The 14,715-nt window shown below is 44.9% G+C and carries 17 protein-coding genes; 15 read left to right on the top strand and 2 right to left on the bottom strand.

The window, feature by feature from the left end:
- Nucleotides 1–10 precede the first annotated feature (10 nt).
- The 8 genes from DK187_RS00575 to DK187_RS00540 all read left to right on the top strand — a co-directional run bounded on the left by DK187_RS00575 (nt 11) and on the right by DK187_RS00540 (nt 7,647).
- Nucleotides 11–2,296: a chemotaxis protein CheA gene (locus tag DK187_RS00575; RefSeq protein ID WP_111605382.1), complete on the top strand. Its 2,286-nt coding sequence runs from the start codon at nt 11–13 to the stop codon at nt 2,294–2,296.
- A gap of 26 nt (nt 2,297–2,322) precedes the next feature.
- Entirely contained in the window at nt 2,323–3,387 is a 1,065-nt protein-coding gene (locus tag DK187_RS00570) for a protein-glutamate methylesterase/protein-glutamine glutaminase (RefSeq protein ID WP_111605381.1), read from the top strand.
- Entirely contained in the window at nt 3,387–4,124 is a 738-nt protein-coding gene (locus DK187_RS00565; RefSeq protein ID WP_111605380.1) for a flagellar motor protein, read from the top strand. Before DK187_RS00570 ends, DK187_RS00565 begins: the two co-directional genes overlap by 1 nt.
- Nucleotides 4,117–4,935, top strand: a complete 819-nt coding sequence (locus DK187_RS00560) for an OmpA family protein (RefSeq protein ID WP_111605379.1) — start codon at nt 4,117–4,119, stop codon at nt 4,933–4,935. The genes DK187_RS00565 and DK187_RS00560 overlap by 8 nt, the downstream gene beginning before the upstream one ends.
- Before the next feature lie 69 nt (nt 4,936–5,004).
- Entirely contained in the window at nt 5,005–5,778 is a 774-nt protein-coding gene (locus DK187_RS00555; protein ID WP_111605378.1) for a ParA family protein, read from the top strand.
- 9 nt (nt 5,779–5,787) lie between these two features.
- The gene (locus DK187_RS00550) at nt 5,788–6,693 is read left to right on the top strand and encodes a chemotaxis protein CheW (protein WP_111605377.1); all 906 of its coding nucleotides are present in this window, start codon (nt 5,788–5,790) and stop codon (nt 6,691–6,693) included.
- Nucleotides 6,694–6,729: 36 nt separating this feature from the next.
- Nucleotides 6,730–7,221 carry a chemotaxis protein CheW gene (locus DK187_RS00545; protein ID WP_111605376.1) on the top strand — a complete coding sequence of 164 codons (492 nt, stop codon included), beginning with the start codon at nt 6,730–6,732 and terminating at the stop codon, nt 7,219–7,221.
- Nucleotides 7,222–7,242: 21 nt separating this feature from the next.
- Nucleotides 7,243–7,647, top strand: coding sequence for a DUF2802 domain-containing protein (locus tag DK187_RS00540; protein WP_111605375.1), 405 nt, complete (start codon nt 7,243–7,245; stop codon nt 7,645–7,647).
- Here DK187_RS00540 and DK187_RS00535 read toward each other — a convergent pair.
- Together DK187_RS00535 and fliK are read right to left on the bottom strand one after the other, a co-directional pair.
- Nucleotides 7,638–7,886, bottom strand: coding sequence for an EscU/YscU/HrcU family type III secretion system export apparatus switch protein (locus DK187_RS00535; RefSeq protein ID WP_111605374.1), 249 nt, complete (start codon nt 7,884–7,886; stop codon nt 7,638–7,640). The genes DK187_RS00540 and DK187_RS00535 overlap by 10 nt on opposite strands.
- Nucleotides 7,886–9,418: a flagellar hook-length control protein FliK gene (gene fliK / locus DK187_RS00530; protein WP_111605373.1), complete on the bottom strand. Its 1,533-nt coding sequence runs from the start codon at nt 9,416–9,418 to the stop codon at nt 7,886–7,888. The genes DK187_RS00535 and fliK overlap by 1 nt, the downstream gene beginning before the upstream one ends.
- 164 nt (nt 9,419–9,582) lie before the next feature.
- Between fliK and ccmA the strand changes: the two genes are divergently transcribed.
- From ccmA to DK187_RS00495, 7 genes are read left to right on the top strand one after another with little or no spacing between them, the layout of a single operon-like run.
- On the top strand, nt 9,583–10,197 hold the full coding sequence (ccmA, locus tag DK187_RS00525; protein ID WP_111605372.1) for a cytochrome c biogenesis heme-transporting ATPase CcmA: 615 nt from the start codon (nt 9,583–9,585) through the stop codon (nt 10,195–10,197).
- On the top strand, nt 10,194–10,859 hold the full coding sequence (ccmB, locus tag DK187_RS00520; protein ID WP_111605371.1) for a heme exporter protein CcmB: 666 nt from the start codon (nt 10,194–10,196) through the stop codon (nt 10,857–10,859). Before ccmA ends, ccmB begins: the two co-directional genes overlap by 4 nt.
- A complete protein-coding gene (locus tag DK187_RS00515; protein ID WP_111605370.1) occupies nt 10,856–11,602 on the top strand; it encodes a heme ABC transporter permease in 747 nt (248 codons plus the stop codon). Before ccmB ends, DK187_RS00515 begins: the two co-directional genes overlap by 4 nt.
- Entirely contained in the window at nt 11,592–11,768 is a 177-nt protein-coding gene (gene ccmD / locus DK187_RS00510) for a heme exporter protein CcmD (protein ID WP_111605369.1), read from the top strand. Before DK187_RS00515 ends, ccmD begins: the two co-directional genes overlap by 11 nt.
- Nucleotides 11,768–12,235 (top strand): cytochrome c maturation protein CcmE, encoded by a 468-nt coding sequence (ccmE, locus tag DK187_RS00505; protein ID WP_111605368.1) that lies wholly within the window; start codon nt 11,768–11,770, stop codon nt 12,233–12,235. The genes ccmD and ccmE overlap by 1 nt, the downstream gene beginning before the upstream one ends.
- Nucleotides 12,236–12,247: 12 nt before the next feature.
- The gene (locus DK187_RS00500; RefSeq protein ID WP_111605367.1) at nt 12,248–14,185 is read left to right on the top strand and encodes a heme lyase CcmF/NrfE family subunit; all 1,938 of its coding nucleotides are present in this window, start codon (nt 12,248–12,250) and stop codon (nt 14,183–14,185) included.
- Nucleotides 14,186–14,187: 2 nt separating this feature from the next.
- The gene (locus DK187_RS00495) at nt 14,188–14,697 is read left to right on the top strand and encodes a DsbE family thiol:disulfide interchange protein (protein ID WP_111605366.1); all 510 of its coding nucleotides are present in this window, start codon (nt 14,188–14,190) and stop codon (nt 14,695–14,697) included.
- The last annotated feature ends 18 nt before the right edge of the window (nt 14,698–14,715 follow it).

Below are 14,715 nucleotides of genomic sequence, written 5' to 3'. Positions count from 1 at the left end.
GGAGCTGAGGATGAGTTTCGAGGTCGATGAAGAGATTCTACAAGATTTTTTGGTAGAAGCTGGTGAAATTCTAGAACAGCTTTCCGAACAGCTAGTAGATTTAGAGCAAAACCCTAATGACAAACAGCTATTGAATGCGATTTTTCGTGGCTTTCACACCGTCAAAGGCGGTGCGGGTTTTTTACAGTTAACTGCGTTGGTTGATTGTTGTCATTATGCTGAAAACGTTTTTGATATTTTAAGAAACGGGCAGCGTAAAATAGACTCTGATTTAATGGATATTGTTCTACAGGCACTCGATGCTGTGAACGAAATGTTTGATGCAGTACGTGCTGGTGCTGAGCCAGAGCGTGCGTCTCCAGAACTGATTGCTGCGTTGAGCGTATACGCAAAACCTCCAACAGCGGAAGAGCTTGCCGGGAAAGAAGAGACGGATGCACTTGATGACATTGACGATGTTGCTGAAGAACAAGATGAGATAGAAGAAGAGGACGATGAAGATACGTCGTCTAGCTCTAATGAATCTGTTGACATTTCTGATGATGAGTTCGAGTCATTGTTGGATGCGCTTGGTGACACTTCTGCAGATGAGGCTACTGATAAACGTCAGGCAGAGCCAAAGTCTGACGATGAAATCACTGAAGACGAATTTGATGCGTTGTTAAACCAGCTTCATGGAAGTGGTGCGCCTGGCATAAATGATAGCCAAGATGAAAAAGCGCAGTCGAATACTCCTTCAGATGAAATAACGGAAGATGAGTTCGAGGAGTTGCTTGATAAACTTCATGGTGAAGGTGGTTCTTCTACTAAAAAGACGACGAGTACTGATAAAGCAGAGAAACCGAAATCCACGACAGATAAATCTGTTAAGGACGAGTCGGCTGGTGCTGAGTCAGACTTGATCACGGAAGATGAGTTTGAATCCCTTTTAGACAGCCTGCAAAGCAAAGATAAGGCAACAAAATCTGCCTCATCTGCGCCCAAGGCTGAGGCAAAATCAGCGCCAGCGCCTAAGCCAAAAGCGAAAGTTGAGCCTAAGCCAGCAGCTAAACCTGAACCTAAAATGTCTGATCCACATGATTCAGAAATGGATGGTGTAAAAGAGAAAACGGCTAATTCCCCCGTTACTCAAGAAGCCACCGTTCGTGTTGATACTAAGCGTTTAGACGATATCATGAACATGGTGGGTGAGCTGGTGTTGGTTCGTAACCGACTTGTTCGATTGGGGCTTCAAAGTGAAGACGAATCGATGGGCAAAGCCGTTGCCAATTTAGATGTAGTGACGGGCGATTTGCAAAATGCGGTAATGAAGACGCGTATGCAACCGATCAAAAAGGTATTTGGTCGCTTCCCACGAGTGGTTCGAGATCTTGCTCGGAGTATGAAGAAAGAGGTTAACCTCGTGCTTCGTGGTGAAGAAACAGATCTAGACAAAAACTTGGTTGAAGCGTTAGCGGATCCTTTGGTTCACTTGGTGCGAAACTCAGTAGATCATGGTGTTGAAGCGCCAGATGTGCGTGAGGCAAGTGGCAAGCCTCGAATGGGGACCGTTATTTTATCTGCTGAGCAAGAAGGTGATCATATTCTGTTGTCTATCGAAGACGATGGCGCCGGTATGGATCCGAGTTTATTGCGTAGAAAAGCGGTTGAAAAAGGATTGATGGAAGCTGACGCAGCAGAAAGATTGTCTGACGAAGAAGCGTTTAATTTGATCTTTGCGCCAGGCTTCTCTACAAAAGTAGAGATAACCGATGTGTCCGGACGTGGTGTTGGGATGGACGTGGTGAAAACCAAAATATCTCAGCTTAATGGCACGTTAGACATTAAGTCGGTACTTGGTCAAGGCTCTCGCTTTATTATCAAAGTGCCTTTAACGTTGGCGATTATGCCTACCTTGATGGTGACCTTGTCTGATCAGGCATTTGCGTTCCCGTTGGTCAGTGTGAATGAAATATTCCACCTTAATTTGAAAAAAACCAACGTCGTAGATGGTCAGCAAGTCGTTGTTATTAGAGGTAAAACTCTGCCTATTTTCCATCTTAAGAGTTGGTTGATTAAAGGAAGTAGCCGAGATAATTTACCTTCCGAAGCTCACGTCGTTGTTGTTCAGGTTGGCATGAGTGAAGTAGGGTTTGTTGTTGATCAATTAGTTGGCCAAGAAGAAGTTGTTATAAAGCCATTAGGAAAAATGTTGCAAGGTACTGCTGGTATGGCAGGCGCAACGATTACCGGTGATGGTCGTATTGCATTGATTCTGGATGTCCCTAGTATGCTCAAGTGTTATGCGTCTAGGTAGTAGCTTTTTCATTTAGGGGATGTGATATGCCTGTTAAGGTGCTGGTTGTTGATGATTCTGGTTTCTTTCGACGTCGTTTAGTTGAGATATTCGAAGCGGATCCCAGATTAACCGTTGTCGGTACTGCAAATAATGGAAGAGAGGCGATAGATAAAGTGCAATCTTTATCGCCTGATGTGGTTACCATGGATTATGAGATGCCTGTCCTAGACGGCATCGCAGCCGTAGCTAACATAATGAAACTCAAACCGACACCGGTGTTGATGTTTTCCTCGTTGACTCATGAGGGCGCCAAAGTCACTTTGGACGCTCTAGAGGCTGGCGCGGTTGACTTCATGCCAAAGAATTTCGAAGATATTTCACGCGATTCTGCGGTCGTTAAGCGGGCCTTGGTTGAGAGAGTGTTACTGGTTGCTAGAACCCGTTTTTCGGGGAACAGAGGACCAGTGGCTGCTCTAGCGCCTAGGGAGGCGCCCAAGCCAATTGTTACTGATCGTGGTGTCATCATACCTCGAGTCAGAAAGCGAGTGAGTTTGGTGGCGATCGGAACCTCTACAGGAGGTCCTATGGCGCTTCAGGCTGTATTGACTAAACTGCCTAAGGATTTTGCAGCTCCTTTGGTGTTGGTTCAGCATATGCCTGCGGCCTTTACTGGTGCCTTTGCTGAACGACTTAATAATATTTGTCAAATTACGGTAAAAGAAGCACAAGATGGCGATCGTTTGCAAGCGGGGGTTGCTTTGTTGGCACCCGGTGGCAAACAGATGATGATTGACCCCCGTAATGGTGGGTGTGTTCGGATTCTGGATGGTGACGAACGGCTTAATTATAAGCCTTCTGTAGATGTTACGTTTGGCTCTGCGTCCAAATGTTATCCGGGTAAAGTATTATCTGTGGTGATGACAGGAATGGGCGTAGATGGTCGTGAAGGGGCTCGTATGCTGAAAAATTCTGGTTCAAGAGTTTGGATTCAAAGCGAAGAGTCTTGTGTCATATACGGCATGCCAATGGCTGTAGAGAAGGCGAATTTGGCGGATGAAATCATAGATCTAGATCATATTGGTGAACGTATTGCACGTGAGGTCAGTTAGTGGATTTCATCACCTTAGCTGGTCTTCTCATTGCGTTCAGTTCTGTATTTCTAGCTAATTGGTTAGGAGGAGGAGAGGTTATTCTCCTTCTCAATCTTCCCTCTGCCATTATAGTCATTGTTGGCAGTATTGGGGCCTCATTAATTCAAAGCAGCATTCAAGAGGCGACTCGAGCGCTTGTTTTGATTAAATGGAGTCTCTTCCCACCCGTTTACAATTTTAATTCCGCTAGAGCGACTTTAAACAATCTTGCCCATAAAGCCAGAAGGTTGTCCTTATTGGCATTAGAGTCTGATATTGATGCCATGGGTAATCGTTTCTCATCGCGCGCTCTGCAAATGGCAATCGATGGAACAGACCCTGACCTGTTAGCGGATCGACTAAATGATGATGCCGTGCGTATTTATGATAAACGCATGAAAAGCGTATCTTTTATAGAGTCGATCGGAGGTTATGCTCCTACGTTAGGGATCATGGGATCTGTATTGGGGTTGATCCAAGCTATGGCAAACTTAGACAGTCCTGAAGCCCTAGGACACGGCATTGCGGTGGCCTTTGTGTCGACACTTTATGGGCAAGGATTTGCTAACTTGGTTGTTTTTCCTATTGCCAAAAAGCTGACCGGCTATATCGAAAAAGAACTGTTATATCACCAGTTGCTGATCGATGGCATCTGCGGCATTGCGATAGGCAAACACCCTTATCGACTTGAGCTTGAGCTTAACACCTATGAGTGACACTCCTGTTCGACCATCAAGGCGTCGTCGAGTGGCGGTTAAATCGTCCACTTCCAGTGCGCAAGGTCGAGACCGTTGGATACTATCGTATGCCGATTTTATTACTTTATTGTTTGCCTTTTTTGTTGCGTTATATTCCATATCATTGAAAAACTCAGGGGACGAACAGCGCCTAAAAGAGACACTTCAAGGCGTGTTTGATGCCGTACAAAAGTCAGTAAAGCCCATTAATATTGGCGAGCCTATTGTTGGGGAGCCTAAAGATATTGAGGTAATTGAGGCTAAACCGATTCCAGCTGCGCTACCAACGATTGAAGAAAATACGTCCTCGGCGGTTTATGCGCTTTTAAGTCAGGTGGTGGAGAAGCAGTTTTCTGGTTTGCATGCTTCAGGCCAAATTTCCGTTAGTGAATCTGCCGACTGGGTAAGCTTAGAGTTAAAATCTGGCTTGCTGTTTGGGCAAGGAGAATACGACTTAACGAATGAAGCGGTTGCTTTGCTTATCTTAGTGGCCAATGTTTTAAAAGCCTATCCATCAGTCATACTAGTAGAGGGCAATACCGATGATTTACCCGTTAATTCAAGACGTCTAGCTTCGAATTGGCATTTGTCGAGTTTGCGATCTTCTTCTGTCGTAGATGAATTAGTTTACAGGGGGGTAGATCCAAAAATGATCGCGCCAATTGGTTTTTCAAGTGAGCATCCTAAGGTAAGAAATACCAATGATTTTGCTCGTCAACAAAATCGTCGAGTTATTTTGCGAATTAGTAAGCGTGAGGCGGATAATCTACATGATTACTTGTTTCAATAGCGTATTACTGTATATGATTGCAAGGAATTCGTAAGCAAAATAATAGCATAGGGTAGCAGGGGAGTCAGAGTGCACATTTGGGCAGTGGCGAATCAAAAAGGCGGCGTTGGAAAAACGACCACAGTAGTGTCCTTGGCAGGATTGTTAGCGGACGCAGGCCATCGAGTGTTGATGATTGATTTAGATCCTCATGGATCTTTGACCAGTTATTTTCGTTTTGATCCAGACTCTATAGAAAAGAGTGCCTATAATCTTTTTCAAACACCCAACAAGATTCCAGCAGATTTGCCCGCCTCTTTGATTCTTGAGACAGGTCATCCTAATTTATCCTTATTGCCTGCGTCTACGGCTTTAGCCACGTTAGAACGTCATGCACAAGCACAAGGTGGGATGGGGTTAGTTGTCTCAAAAACCCTAGCGATTTTATGGGACGATTATGATTATGTGCTAATTGATAGCCCTCCAGTCCTTGGCGTGTTAATGATTAATGCGTTAGCGGCCTGTCAACAGTTAGTAATACCAGTACAAACTGAGTTTTTGGCGATTAAAGGGTTAGAGAGAATGGTCAGAACTCTCACAATGATCAATCGAGCCAGAAAGAGGCCGGTGCCATTTTTGATTGTTCCCACTTTGTTTGACCGACGCACTCAGGCATCCAATAAAAGCCTGCGTAGCTTAAAAGACACTTATGAAGAGCTAGTGTGGCACTCTGTTATTCCTGTAGATACCAAATTAAGGGATGCGAGTACTGCAGGTATAGCGCCTTCTGCATTGGATCCTAATGCACGAGGAATAAAGGCTTACGCTAGCCTAATGGATTCTTTGCTGAACCCAGCGAGATAGTAATAGTTTATGAAAGAAACAAAAAGTAAAGAACAGGCTCTTATTGGACCGCAAATAGCAGTACAGCGTTATCTTGACGATTTGCTGCAAGAGGCAACGACTGAGCAAGCGGATGATCAAGCGGTTATTGAAGATCAAAATACGGCTGAAGAGTTTGACTCGTCTGAAGAGACAGACGATATTGATGAGTCAGAAGAGCTAGACGATGCTGATGAGCCAGAAGATGTTGATGAGTCAGAAGCGACGGAAGCGTCAAAGGTTTCAGGTTTTGGGTTAAGTGACGATGAGCTTTCGTCTTTAGATGCATCGTTCAAAGATTTCGAAGAAGCCATATCATCACAAGTGAATGGGTTGTCAGACGCTGCTGAAGAACCCCATCTTGCTCAGCCAGAGCTAGAATTAGAGCCAGAACAAGAACCTGTGAAGAAGGTTTCTAGGACAGACCCTTTGCCTTGGGCAACAGGTCGGTTTGAATGCCTACTTTTTTATGTTGGTGGATTAAAAATGGCGGTGCCCTTGGTTGAATTAGGTGGCATTTTCCAAAGCAGTAAGGATAAATTAACTTCTATATTTGGGCAGCCCAACTGGTTTATGGGAGTGGCAAATGTGGGAGAATTTAATCTTAGAACTGTAGATACCGCACTTTGGGTCATGCCTAATCATTACCAGGGTGAGATGAAAGAGAATTTTAAATTTGTAATACAGCTTGATCGTTCTAATTGGGGGGTGGCGTGTGAACGTGTTGCTGAGGCAATCACGTTAGAGCCATCACAAGTCAAGTGGCGAAGTGATAGAAGTAAACGACCTTGGTTGGCAGGTACCGTGATTGACCATATGTGTGCCATACTTGATGTACAAGGTTTTATAGAATTGTTAGATGACCCAAATAATGGGTTTAGAAGAGCAGTAAAATAATTTTATTGATCATTTTTTGATCTTTGGAGACAGATAATGGCGACTAGCATAGCGTTAAAAAGCGGAAATCATACAGACGACCCTATGTTGCAATGGGTAACATTTCGCCTAGAGCATGAAATTTATGGTGTGAATGTCATGCAAGTGAAAGAGGTATTGCGCTATTCTGAGGTTGCGCCAGTGCCTGGTGCGCCGAGTTTTGTCTTGGGTATTATTCACCTACGTGGCACCGTAGTGACGGTGATAGATACGTGCCAGCGATTTGGTTTACCTTCTGGTGAGATTACAGATGCAACACGCATTATGATCCTTGAGGTAGAGGGTCATGTGATTGGTATTTTGGTGGATGCGGTGTCAGAAGTGGTGTATCTACGTCAGTCTGAAATTGAGCCTTCTCCTAGTGTTGGTAATGATGAATCCTCTAAGTTTATTCAAGGGGTTTGTCATAAGAACAATATCTTATTAATTCTAGTAGATCTTGATAAGCTTCTATCGGAAGATGAGTGGTCTGAAGTTGGCACAATGTGAGTATTAAGGTAGTTGTACTAGATGGAATCTCAGTGGTTATTTAACCTTCTCCTGACGCTTCAGTTTGTGATCTTAATTGCTGTTGTCGTGTGGGCTTTTCGGTTATCAAAGCAAGTAAAGCGAATGAAGCAGCAGCATACTGAAGCGGAGCTGAATCAAAAAAAACAGGTTCAGGTGCTCGCATCGGGATCGATTGGTATGGGACGGCGCTTGGTAGCTATTGAGAAAAAACTAAATCTAGCGGTGGAAAAACAGTCTGAAATTTTGTCAAAAGAAGGCGGTGTTTCTTACAATCGCGCCATGGAGCTTTTGGAAATGGGAGCAACGATTGATGACTTGGTGTCTAAGTGTGGTCTGATTCGAGCAGAGGCTGAGTTGATTAGCCTTTTGAAGCAAGAGTCACGAAGAAATTCAGATTACCACTGATGATCTCTGATTTTGTGCGCAAAGGCGATGACTTCTGCTACGGCTAAATATAACGACTCTGGTATTTCTTCGCCTAATTCCAAAGTGCTGAGCAATTCAACAAGCTCAGGACTTTGGTGCAGCAGAACGTCGTTTTCTTTGGCGACGGCCATTATTTTCTCTGCAAGCAAACCATTCCCTTTTGCCACCACGGTTGGCGCTGCGCTGAAGTCATATTTTAGAGCGACGGCTTTTTGCATTATGTCCTCACATCGATTAAAGATTGTGTGTTGTTAATATGGCTCTTTTCTTTTTCAAGTTTTGCTTGGAACGCCTCCAGTCTCTCGACTTCAATGTCTTTGTCTTTTAATTGCTGTTTTAAACTAGGGATATTCTGGCGTAATTTTTGTACGGTATCTGGCTCTTCTGCCGCAAAGAGTATTCCTACCTTGTTTGCTTGAACACTGGCTCTTGCATCAAAACGTCCTGTTTCTTCAAAATCAAATTTCAGTTTCACGAGCCAGCGTCTATCTTGTTTCGCTTGTTCTTCTGTTGCGGCGTCTTTGTCTATTTCCATTTGCACAAAGCTGGGTGTTTGGCCGTTTTTGATTGGCAACTCTATGTGCAATGGATAGCTTGGAGTATTAATCTGATTTTGCTCTGAAACGTGCCGTAATTGATTGGTGGTTATCCGCTCAATGGCACTGGCAATGTGTTCGGTTGGAACACCAGTAAGACGCAATGCTGCTGAGTTTTCTTGGGCGTCTTTTAGCTGCATGAGGTTGAGTTTAAAATCGGCAGGTATTTGTGTCCTGCTATCATTCGCTAGCAAGGACTCTGAAAAAAGGCCGCTGGTCTGAATGGCCTGTTTCATGGCTTCTGGTGAGGTGGTTAATGTTCCTAACGCGGGCATATTTTGCATCAATTGCTTAAGTGCTTGTTGTGTCTGTGGCGGTAAGTTAGCAGACGACGTTTCGTTTAGCGTGTGCAATTGTTTGACAAGTTGTGACATATCCCCAAAAGATAACTGTTTCGGTAGGCTGTGTTTAAGTGCTTCAACTTGAATGGAGTTAGGTGTCGGATGATTTTTTGCTGGCAGCACTTGCATATTGTTATTGGCATCGACCATAACGCGAACGACATCGCCTTTTTTTAACGGTGTTTGGCTCACAATGGTAAACTCGGCGTTACCATCTGAGACAGTGGCTAATATAGGTGAGGTGTGACTGGTAATCGTTGTGTTTGATGGTGACGTTACACTTGCCTGAACCTGTGGTGTCGCTTGAGAGGGGATTGCTTGAAAGGGCGTAAGTGGTGTTGGGCTTGTGGCTTGAGTAGCAGTTGCACTTGGCGTCACGGCTGTCACGGTTAAGTTGACAACGCGTGAGGCCAGCATAAGGTTATCAGCTTGTCGGATCTGTGGACTGTTTGGGTTATTGGTGGCTATCTTACTTGTTTGAGGATCGAGGGGCATCGTTAGCGAGGCTTGCAGACCGTTGCTTTTATGTAATTTGGCATTCTGAATGTTGTTAACATCAATGGGAGTGCCTGTATTTACAAGGGTGAAGGGGTGTTGTGCGCTGGTTGCATGTAATAATTGTGCGGGTTTTCCCTGAAAATTAAGCGACTCACTGCCTTGAAACTTGATCAAGCTGAGATTTTCTATGAGTTTGATTTCACTGCTTAATTTCGCAATGGTCCCCGTACTGCCTAATACATTGTTACCGCTGTTCGCCCCGCTGCTCTGCTTGCCTGAAGATGCATTAAGCATAGATTGGATGTCAGAGATCATGTAGCCTGCCTGTTGATTTACATAGCTGATTGATTTGTGCTTTTAGAAACGATTCTCATATAATGTTTAAACACTTTAGTATAGCTAAGCTGTATTATAGTAAAAACCGTGTCACCAAATAATGTTAACCTTTACCTACATATCGGCCGAATTGGAAATATCTTTTGCAATCTTTTGCTTCATTAACCATATCAGACCTTTGGATTGAACGTGCTGAAAGGGACTTGTGTAAAGGGCTTTCTTTTAGTGTCCAGTCTGGTGACGTCGTACGAATCCTAGGGGAAAATGGGGCGGGTAAGAGTTCTTTGTTAAAAGTCATTGTCGGCGCTCTTTCCCCTGAAGAGGGGCGGATAGCGTATTCGGGCGAAGATGTCACCTTAGACAGAAGCATATTGCAGCAAGATGCGCTCTATATTGGCCATTCGGTTGGTGTTAAACAACGGCTCAGTGTGGCTGAAAATATTCGTTGGTATTGCCCTGACGTTTGCACAAATGTTTTACACGAGGCATTAAAATCGCTGGAGCTTATCGATTACATGGATACACCGGTTAAAAAGCTTTCTGCCGGACAAACTCGTCGTGTTGCATTGGCGCGTTTATGGTTGAGCCAAAAAACACTTTGGCTGCTAGACGAACCCTTTGCTTCTTTGGACGTGAAAGGGGTTGAGCTGTTAGAAGAGCGTATTCAACAGCATGCTTTGGCTGGTGGGATGGTGATATTAACAAGCCATCAGAATTTGCTGTCCCTCGCTTCCCGTGACGTGATGTTGTTGCCATGACGTATTCTTCTTTCTTAAAAGCTGAGTTTTTGGTGTTGTGGCGTCGCAAACAAGATGTCTTCAATGCTCTGTTGTTTTTTATTATTGTGGTTGTTCTATTTCCGATCGGTGTTAATTCGTCACCTGAATTTTTAGCCCCAGCAGCGGCTGGTATTATCTGGTGTGCCACGGTATTGGCTGTCTTAATGGCGTTAGAAAGCACATTCAAAGAAGATCATCGAGACGGCTCTTTGGAGCAGTTAGTCGTTAGCGGACTTTCTTTACCGTTATTGATCGTATTAAAAATCATCGCACAATGGTTGGTGGTTATGCTGCCCTTGCTTATCACGATGCCTTTGTTAGCGGAAATGCTGTACTTGCCAAGCTCCGGTTTTTGGGCGTTGATCGGCACCTTGTTGGTTGGCTCGCCGAGCTTATTTTTCATTGGCGTGATTGGTGGAGCATTAACGGTGTCGATAAAACAAGGTGCTATGTTGGTGATGTTGCTAATATTGCCGTTTTATTTGCCAGTGATTATTTTCTCGACGTTAGCGGTCAAAGCGGCGCAGGCAGGTTTGCCGTACTCTGGTTTCTTGGCGATGTTGTTGGCGATGTCTTTGTTGTCTTTAGTTATATCGCCTTTTATGACGGCGATTGCAGTCAAAGCGAGTGTGAACGCATGAACTGGGCATGGTTTCACAAATTGGGTTCGCCAAAGTGGTTTTATTCTTGGTCTAAAGCGTGGGCTTTACCTGTTTTCTGTTTTGGCTGTTTGTGTCTTGTAATTGGCTTAGTGTGGGGGCTGGCTTTTGCGCCCGCTGATTATCAGCAAGGCAACAGTTTTCGCATCATTTACATTCATGTGCCAGTGGCGATGTTGGCGCAATCTTGTTACTTGGCGATGGGGATTGCAGGTGTTGTTTTTCTTGTCTGGCAGATGAAAATGTCACCCATTTTCATCAAGGCAATGGCGCCAGTTGGTGCCATTATGGCATTGATTGCTTTGGTGTCTGGGGCCATTTGGGGCAAGCCTACTTGGGGGACTTGGTGGGTTTGGGACGCTAGACTGACTTCTGTGTTGGTGTTGTTTTTGCTTTATATGGGCATTATTGCTTTGCAAAATACCATAGATGATGTGCTATTAGCCAACAAAGCCGCGGCTGTTCTTAGCGTTGTGGGGCTGATTAACTTACCCATTATTAAGTATTCCGTGGTGTTGTTAGAGACCTTACATCAAGGGCCGACTTTTACCTTGACGAAAAAGCCTGAAATGCCTGCAGAAATGTGGTTGCCGTTACTCTTTTCTGTCATTGGGTTGTACTGTTTTGTAGCTGGGCTCGTTCTGTGGCGAATGCAGTCAGAAATATTGCTACGTGAACATAGGTCCAGTTGGGTCAAGCAAGAGGTAACAGAGAATGGCCTTTGATAGTCTGTCAGCGTTTTTGATGATGGGAACCCACGGTGTGTATGTTTGGTCGGCTTATGGCTTCAGTACGTTGGCGTTAGCATGGTTGGTTTGGAGCACGTTGTCGACACGTCGAAAAACACAAGACACCTTACGCAAACGTTTTAAAAGGAGCGTGTCTCGCTAATGCATCCGGTTAGAAAAAAACGCTTACTCGTCATCACCGTTCTTGTCTTGATACTGAGCGCAGTGGTGGGTTTGGTGATGTACGCCTTGCAACAAAATATCAATTTATTCTTCTCTCCGTCCCAGATCGTGATGGGAGAAGCGCCGCGAAATACCAATATTCGCGCAGGTGGCATGGTGGTAAAAGGCAGTGTAACACGCCATTCTGATACCTTGGCGGTTGCGTTTGACGTGACCGATTTTCAGCACAAAGTGACCATTGAGTATCGTGGTATTCTGCCAGACTTATTTCGAGAGGGTCAGGGCATTGTGGCTTTGGGGAGATTGAACGAAGAGGGGGTATTTGAAGCAACCGAAGTATTGGCAAAGCATGATGAGAAATACATGCCTCCTGAAGTATCAGAGGCATTGAAAAATGCCCAAAGTTCGATGGATGAGAATCATGCGTCCACGCAATCTACTTATTAATTTAGGCTGAATATGTTTCCTGAGATTGGTCAGTTTTCACTGATATTGTCGTTGTTTTTTGCCCTGTCGCTGGCTTTTTTGCCCTTAATTGGCTATCGGAAAGGCAATCGTTTCTTATTGCAAAGTGCGCAACCGCTTACTTTTATTATGTCGGCTTTAGTGTTGGTAAGCTTTGTTATCTTGAGCGCGTCTTTTTTGATGGACGATTTTTCGGTGCTGTATGTGAGTCAGAACTCGAACAGCCAGTTACCCGTTTGGTATAAGTTCAGTGCTTTGTGGGGCGGCCATGAAGGGTCATTATTACTTTGGGTGCTGGTTTTGTCTGGCTGGTGCTCCGCGGTAGCGATAAAGGTACGAACCTTACCGGAAGATGTCGGTCCGGTTGTTTTGTCTGTGTTAGGCATGATCTGTGTTGGTTTTTTATCCTTTTTACTCTTTACCTCTTCGCCTTTTGCGCGTTTATTGCCAGATGTGCCCGCCGATGGCGGGGATCTGAATCCACTGCTGCAAGATTTTGGTCTGATTGTGCATCCGCCTGTTTTGTATATGGGGTATGTCGGTTTCTCTGTGGCCTTTGCCTTTGCTGTCGCGGCTTTGATTACGGGGAATTTAAATGCATCTTGGGCGCGTTGGGTAAGACCTTGGACGGCCGCAGCGTGGGCGTTTCTGACACTGGGCATTACCTTAGGCAGCTGGTGGGCTTATTACGAATTAGGCTGGGGTGGTTGGTGGTTTTGGGATCCTGTGGAAAACGCCTCTTTTATGCCTTGGTTGGCGGGAACGGCTTTGTTGCATTCTCTTGCGGTGACAGAAAAACGAGGTGTGTTTAAAAGCTGGACTGTCTTGCTGGCGATTTTTACGTTTAGCCTCTCCTTGCTTGGGGCATTTTTGGTTCGCTCCGGCGTGCTCACCTCGGTGCATTCTTTTGCTGCAGATCCTACGCGCGGCATGTTTATTCTTGCTTTGCTTGTGGTGTTTGTTGGCGGTAGTTTGTTGTTGTATGCCATCCGAGCGGCAGAGGTGCGTTCCAGTGTGTCTTTTGGTGCGACAGGACGAGAAGCCTGGTTGCTGCTCAATAACATCCTATTAACGGTTTTAACCTTAACGGTTTTATTGGGGACTTTATATCCCTTGATCTTTGATGCGTTAGGCTTGGGAAAAATTTCTGTTGGTGCGCCGTATTTTAATAGTGTTTTTACGCCGATTGCGTTGTTGCTGATAGTGTTTATGGCGGTTGGACCTCTTTCTAAATGGCATCATACGCCATTTAATGTGATTTTTAAGGTGTGTTCTGTTGCTGCCGTTGTCGCTGTTTTATCGGCTGGTTTGGTGGTTTATTGTTATGAGTTTGGTTTTACCGTTTGGCTCAGTTTGGCGGTGGCATTTTGGGGGGTATGTTTATCCTTCACTGATTGGTTTGGTAAGGTCTCTGCCGGAGCGAAAGGCATTATTCCCCGTGCTCGACAATTGCCAAGAAATTACTACGGTATGTTATTGGCGCATCTTGGTATGGTCGTGACCTTGGTGGGCATTGTTTTGGTCAGTGTTAACAGTCAGGAATCTATGTTGCGATTATCCCCTGGGGACCGAGCAAGGGTAGCAGGTTATGAATTTCACTTTGACCAAATGGAGCAAGTAAAAGGGCCAAATTATGTGGCAAGCAAAGGGCAATTTACCGCTTATTATGCGAATAAAGTGGTTGCCGTGCTGCACCCCGAAAAGCGCTTTTTTACCACCCGCCAGCAGGTCATGACGGAAGCGGCTCTGGACGCGGGTTTTACGCGTGATTTATATGTTTCTTTAGGGGAAAGGTTGGATGACTCTGCCTGGGGCGTACGAATTTACGTGAAGTCTTTTGTACGCTGGATTTGGCTTGGTGGTTTGATGATGATGGCGGGTGGATTGTTGGCCGCATTGGATAAACGCTATCGAAAACGGACGCGAGGCTAACCATGCGTAAACTGTTATTTTTTATACCTCTGGCGGTTTTTTTGATACTTGGCGTGGTGCTTTATTTGCAGCTTGGTAAAGACACTCAATATATGCCTTCTGTTTTGGTTGGCAAAAAAGTGCCTGCCTTTACTTTGGTATCATTGCAAGACGATCAGGTGTATACCCATCAGGATTTGCCGACGGCGCCTTATTTGATTAATTTCTGGGGCACTTGGTGTCCTGCCTGCCATGTTGAACACCCTTTTTTAATGGCGTTGGCCGATTCTGGTGTGACAATTATTGGTATCGATTACAAAGATAAGAAAGACCTTGCGGAGCAATGGTTAGAACAAAAAGGGAACCCTTATCAAATCGTATTAATGGATGAAATGGGGCGCTTTGGTATGGATATGGGGGTGACAGGCGCGCCAGAGACTTTTGTGGTGGATGGCTCTGGGGTGGTGGTTTATCGACATCAAGGTGTGGTCAATGCCGAAAATTGGCCTGACATTAAAGGCTATATGAAATGAGGTGTATCAAGGGGATTT

The organism is Marinomonas arctica (assembly GCF_003259225.1).
Taxonomy (GTDB): domain Bacteria; phylum Pseudomonadota; class Gammaproteobacteria; order Pseudomonadales; family Marinomonadaceae; genus Marinomonas; species Marinomonas arctica.
This window is presented reverse-complemented; position numbering and strand designations above follow the sequence as displayed.

What these genes read in the sequence shown, in the direction of transcription:
- DK187_RS00575 (WP_111605382.1), top strand. Translation starts at nt 11, where the DNA reads ATGAGTTTCGAGGTCGATGAAGAGATTCTACAAGATTTTTTGGTAGAA.
- DK187_RS00570 (WP_111605381.1), top strand. Translation starts at nt 2,323, where the DNA reads ATGCCTGTTAAGGTGCTGGTTGTTGATGATTCTGGTTTCTTTCGACGT.
- DK187_RS00560 (WP_111605379.1), top strand. Translation starts at nt 4,117, where the DNA reads ATGAGTGACACTCCTGTTCGACCATCAAGGCGTCGTCGAGTGGCGGTT.
- DK187_RS00550 (WP_111605377.1), top strand. Translation starts at nt 5,788, where the DNA reads ATGAAAGAAACAAAAAGTAAAGAACAGGCTCTTATTGGACCGCAAATA.
- DK187_RS00545 (WP_111605376.1), top strand. Translation starts at nt 6,730, where the DNA reads ATGGCGACTAGCATAGCGTTAAAAAGCGGAAATCATACAGACGACCCT.
- DK187_RS00540 (WP_111605375.1), top strand. Translation starts at nt 7,243, where the DNA reads ATGGAATCTCAGTGGTTATTTAACCTTCTCCTGACGCTTCAGTTTGTG.
- DK187_RS00535 (WP_111605374.1), bottom strand. Translation starts at nt 7,886, where the DNA reads ATGCAAAAAGCCGTCGCTCTAAAATATGACTTCAGCGCAGCGCCAACC.
- fliK (WP_111605373.1), bottom strand. Translation starts at nt 9,418, where the DNA reads ATGATCTCTGACATCCAATCTATGCTTAATGCATCTTCAGGCAAGCAG.
- ccmB (WP_111605371.1), top strand. Translation starts at nt 10,194, where the DNA reads ATGACGTATTCTTCTTTCTTAAAAGCTGAGTTTTTGGTGTTGTGGCGT.
- DK187_RS00515 (WP_111605370.1), top strand. Translation starts at nt 10,856, where the DNA reads ATGAACTGGGCATGGTTTCACAAATTGGGTTCGCCAAAGTGGTTTTAT.
- ccmD (WP_111605369.1), top strand. Translation starts at nt 11,592, where the DNA reads ATGGCCTTTGATAGTCTGTCAGCGTTTTTGATGATGGGAACCCACGGT.
- ccmE (WP_111605368.1), top strand. Translation starts at nt 11,768, where the DNA reads ATGCATCCGGTTAGAAAAAAACGCTTACTCGTCATCACCGTTCTTGTC.
- DK187_RS00500 (WP_111605367.1), top strand. Translation starts at nt 12,248, where the DNA reads ATGTTTCCTGAGATTGGTCAGTTTTCACTGATATTGTCGTTGTTTTTT.
- DK187_RS00495 (WP_111605366.1), top strand. Translation starts at nt 14,188, where the DNA reads ATGCGTAAACTGTTATTTTTTATACCTCTGGCGGTTTTTTTGATACTT.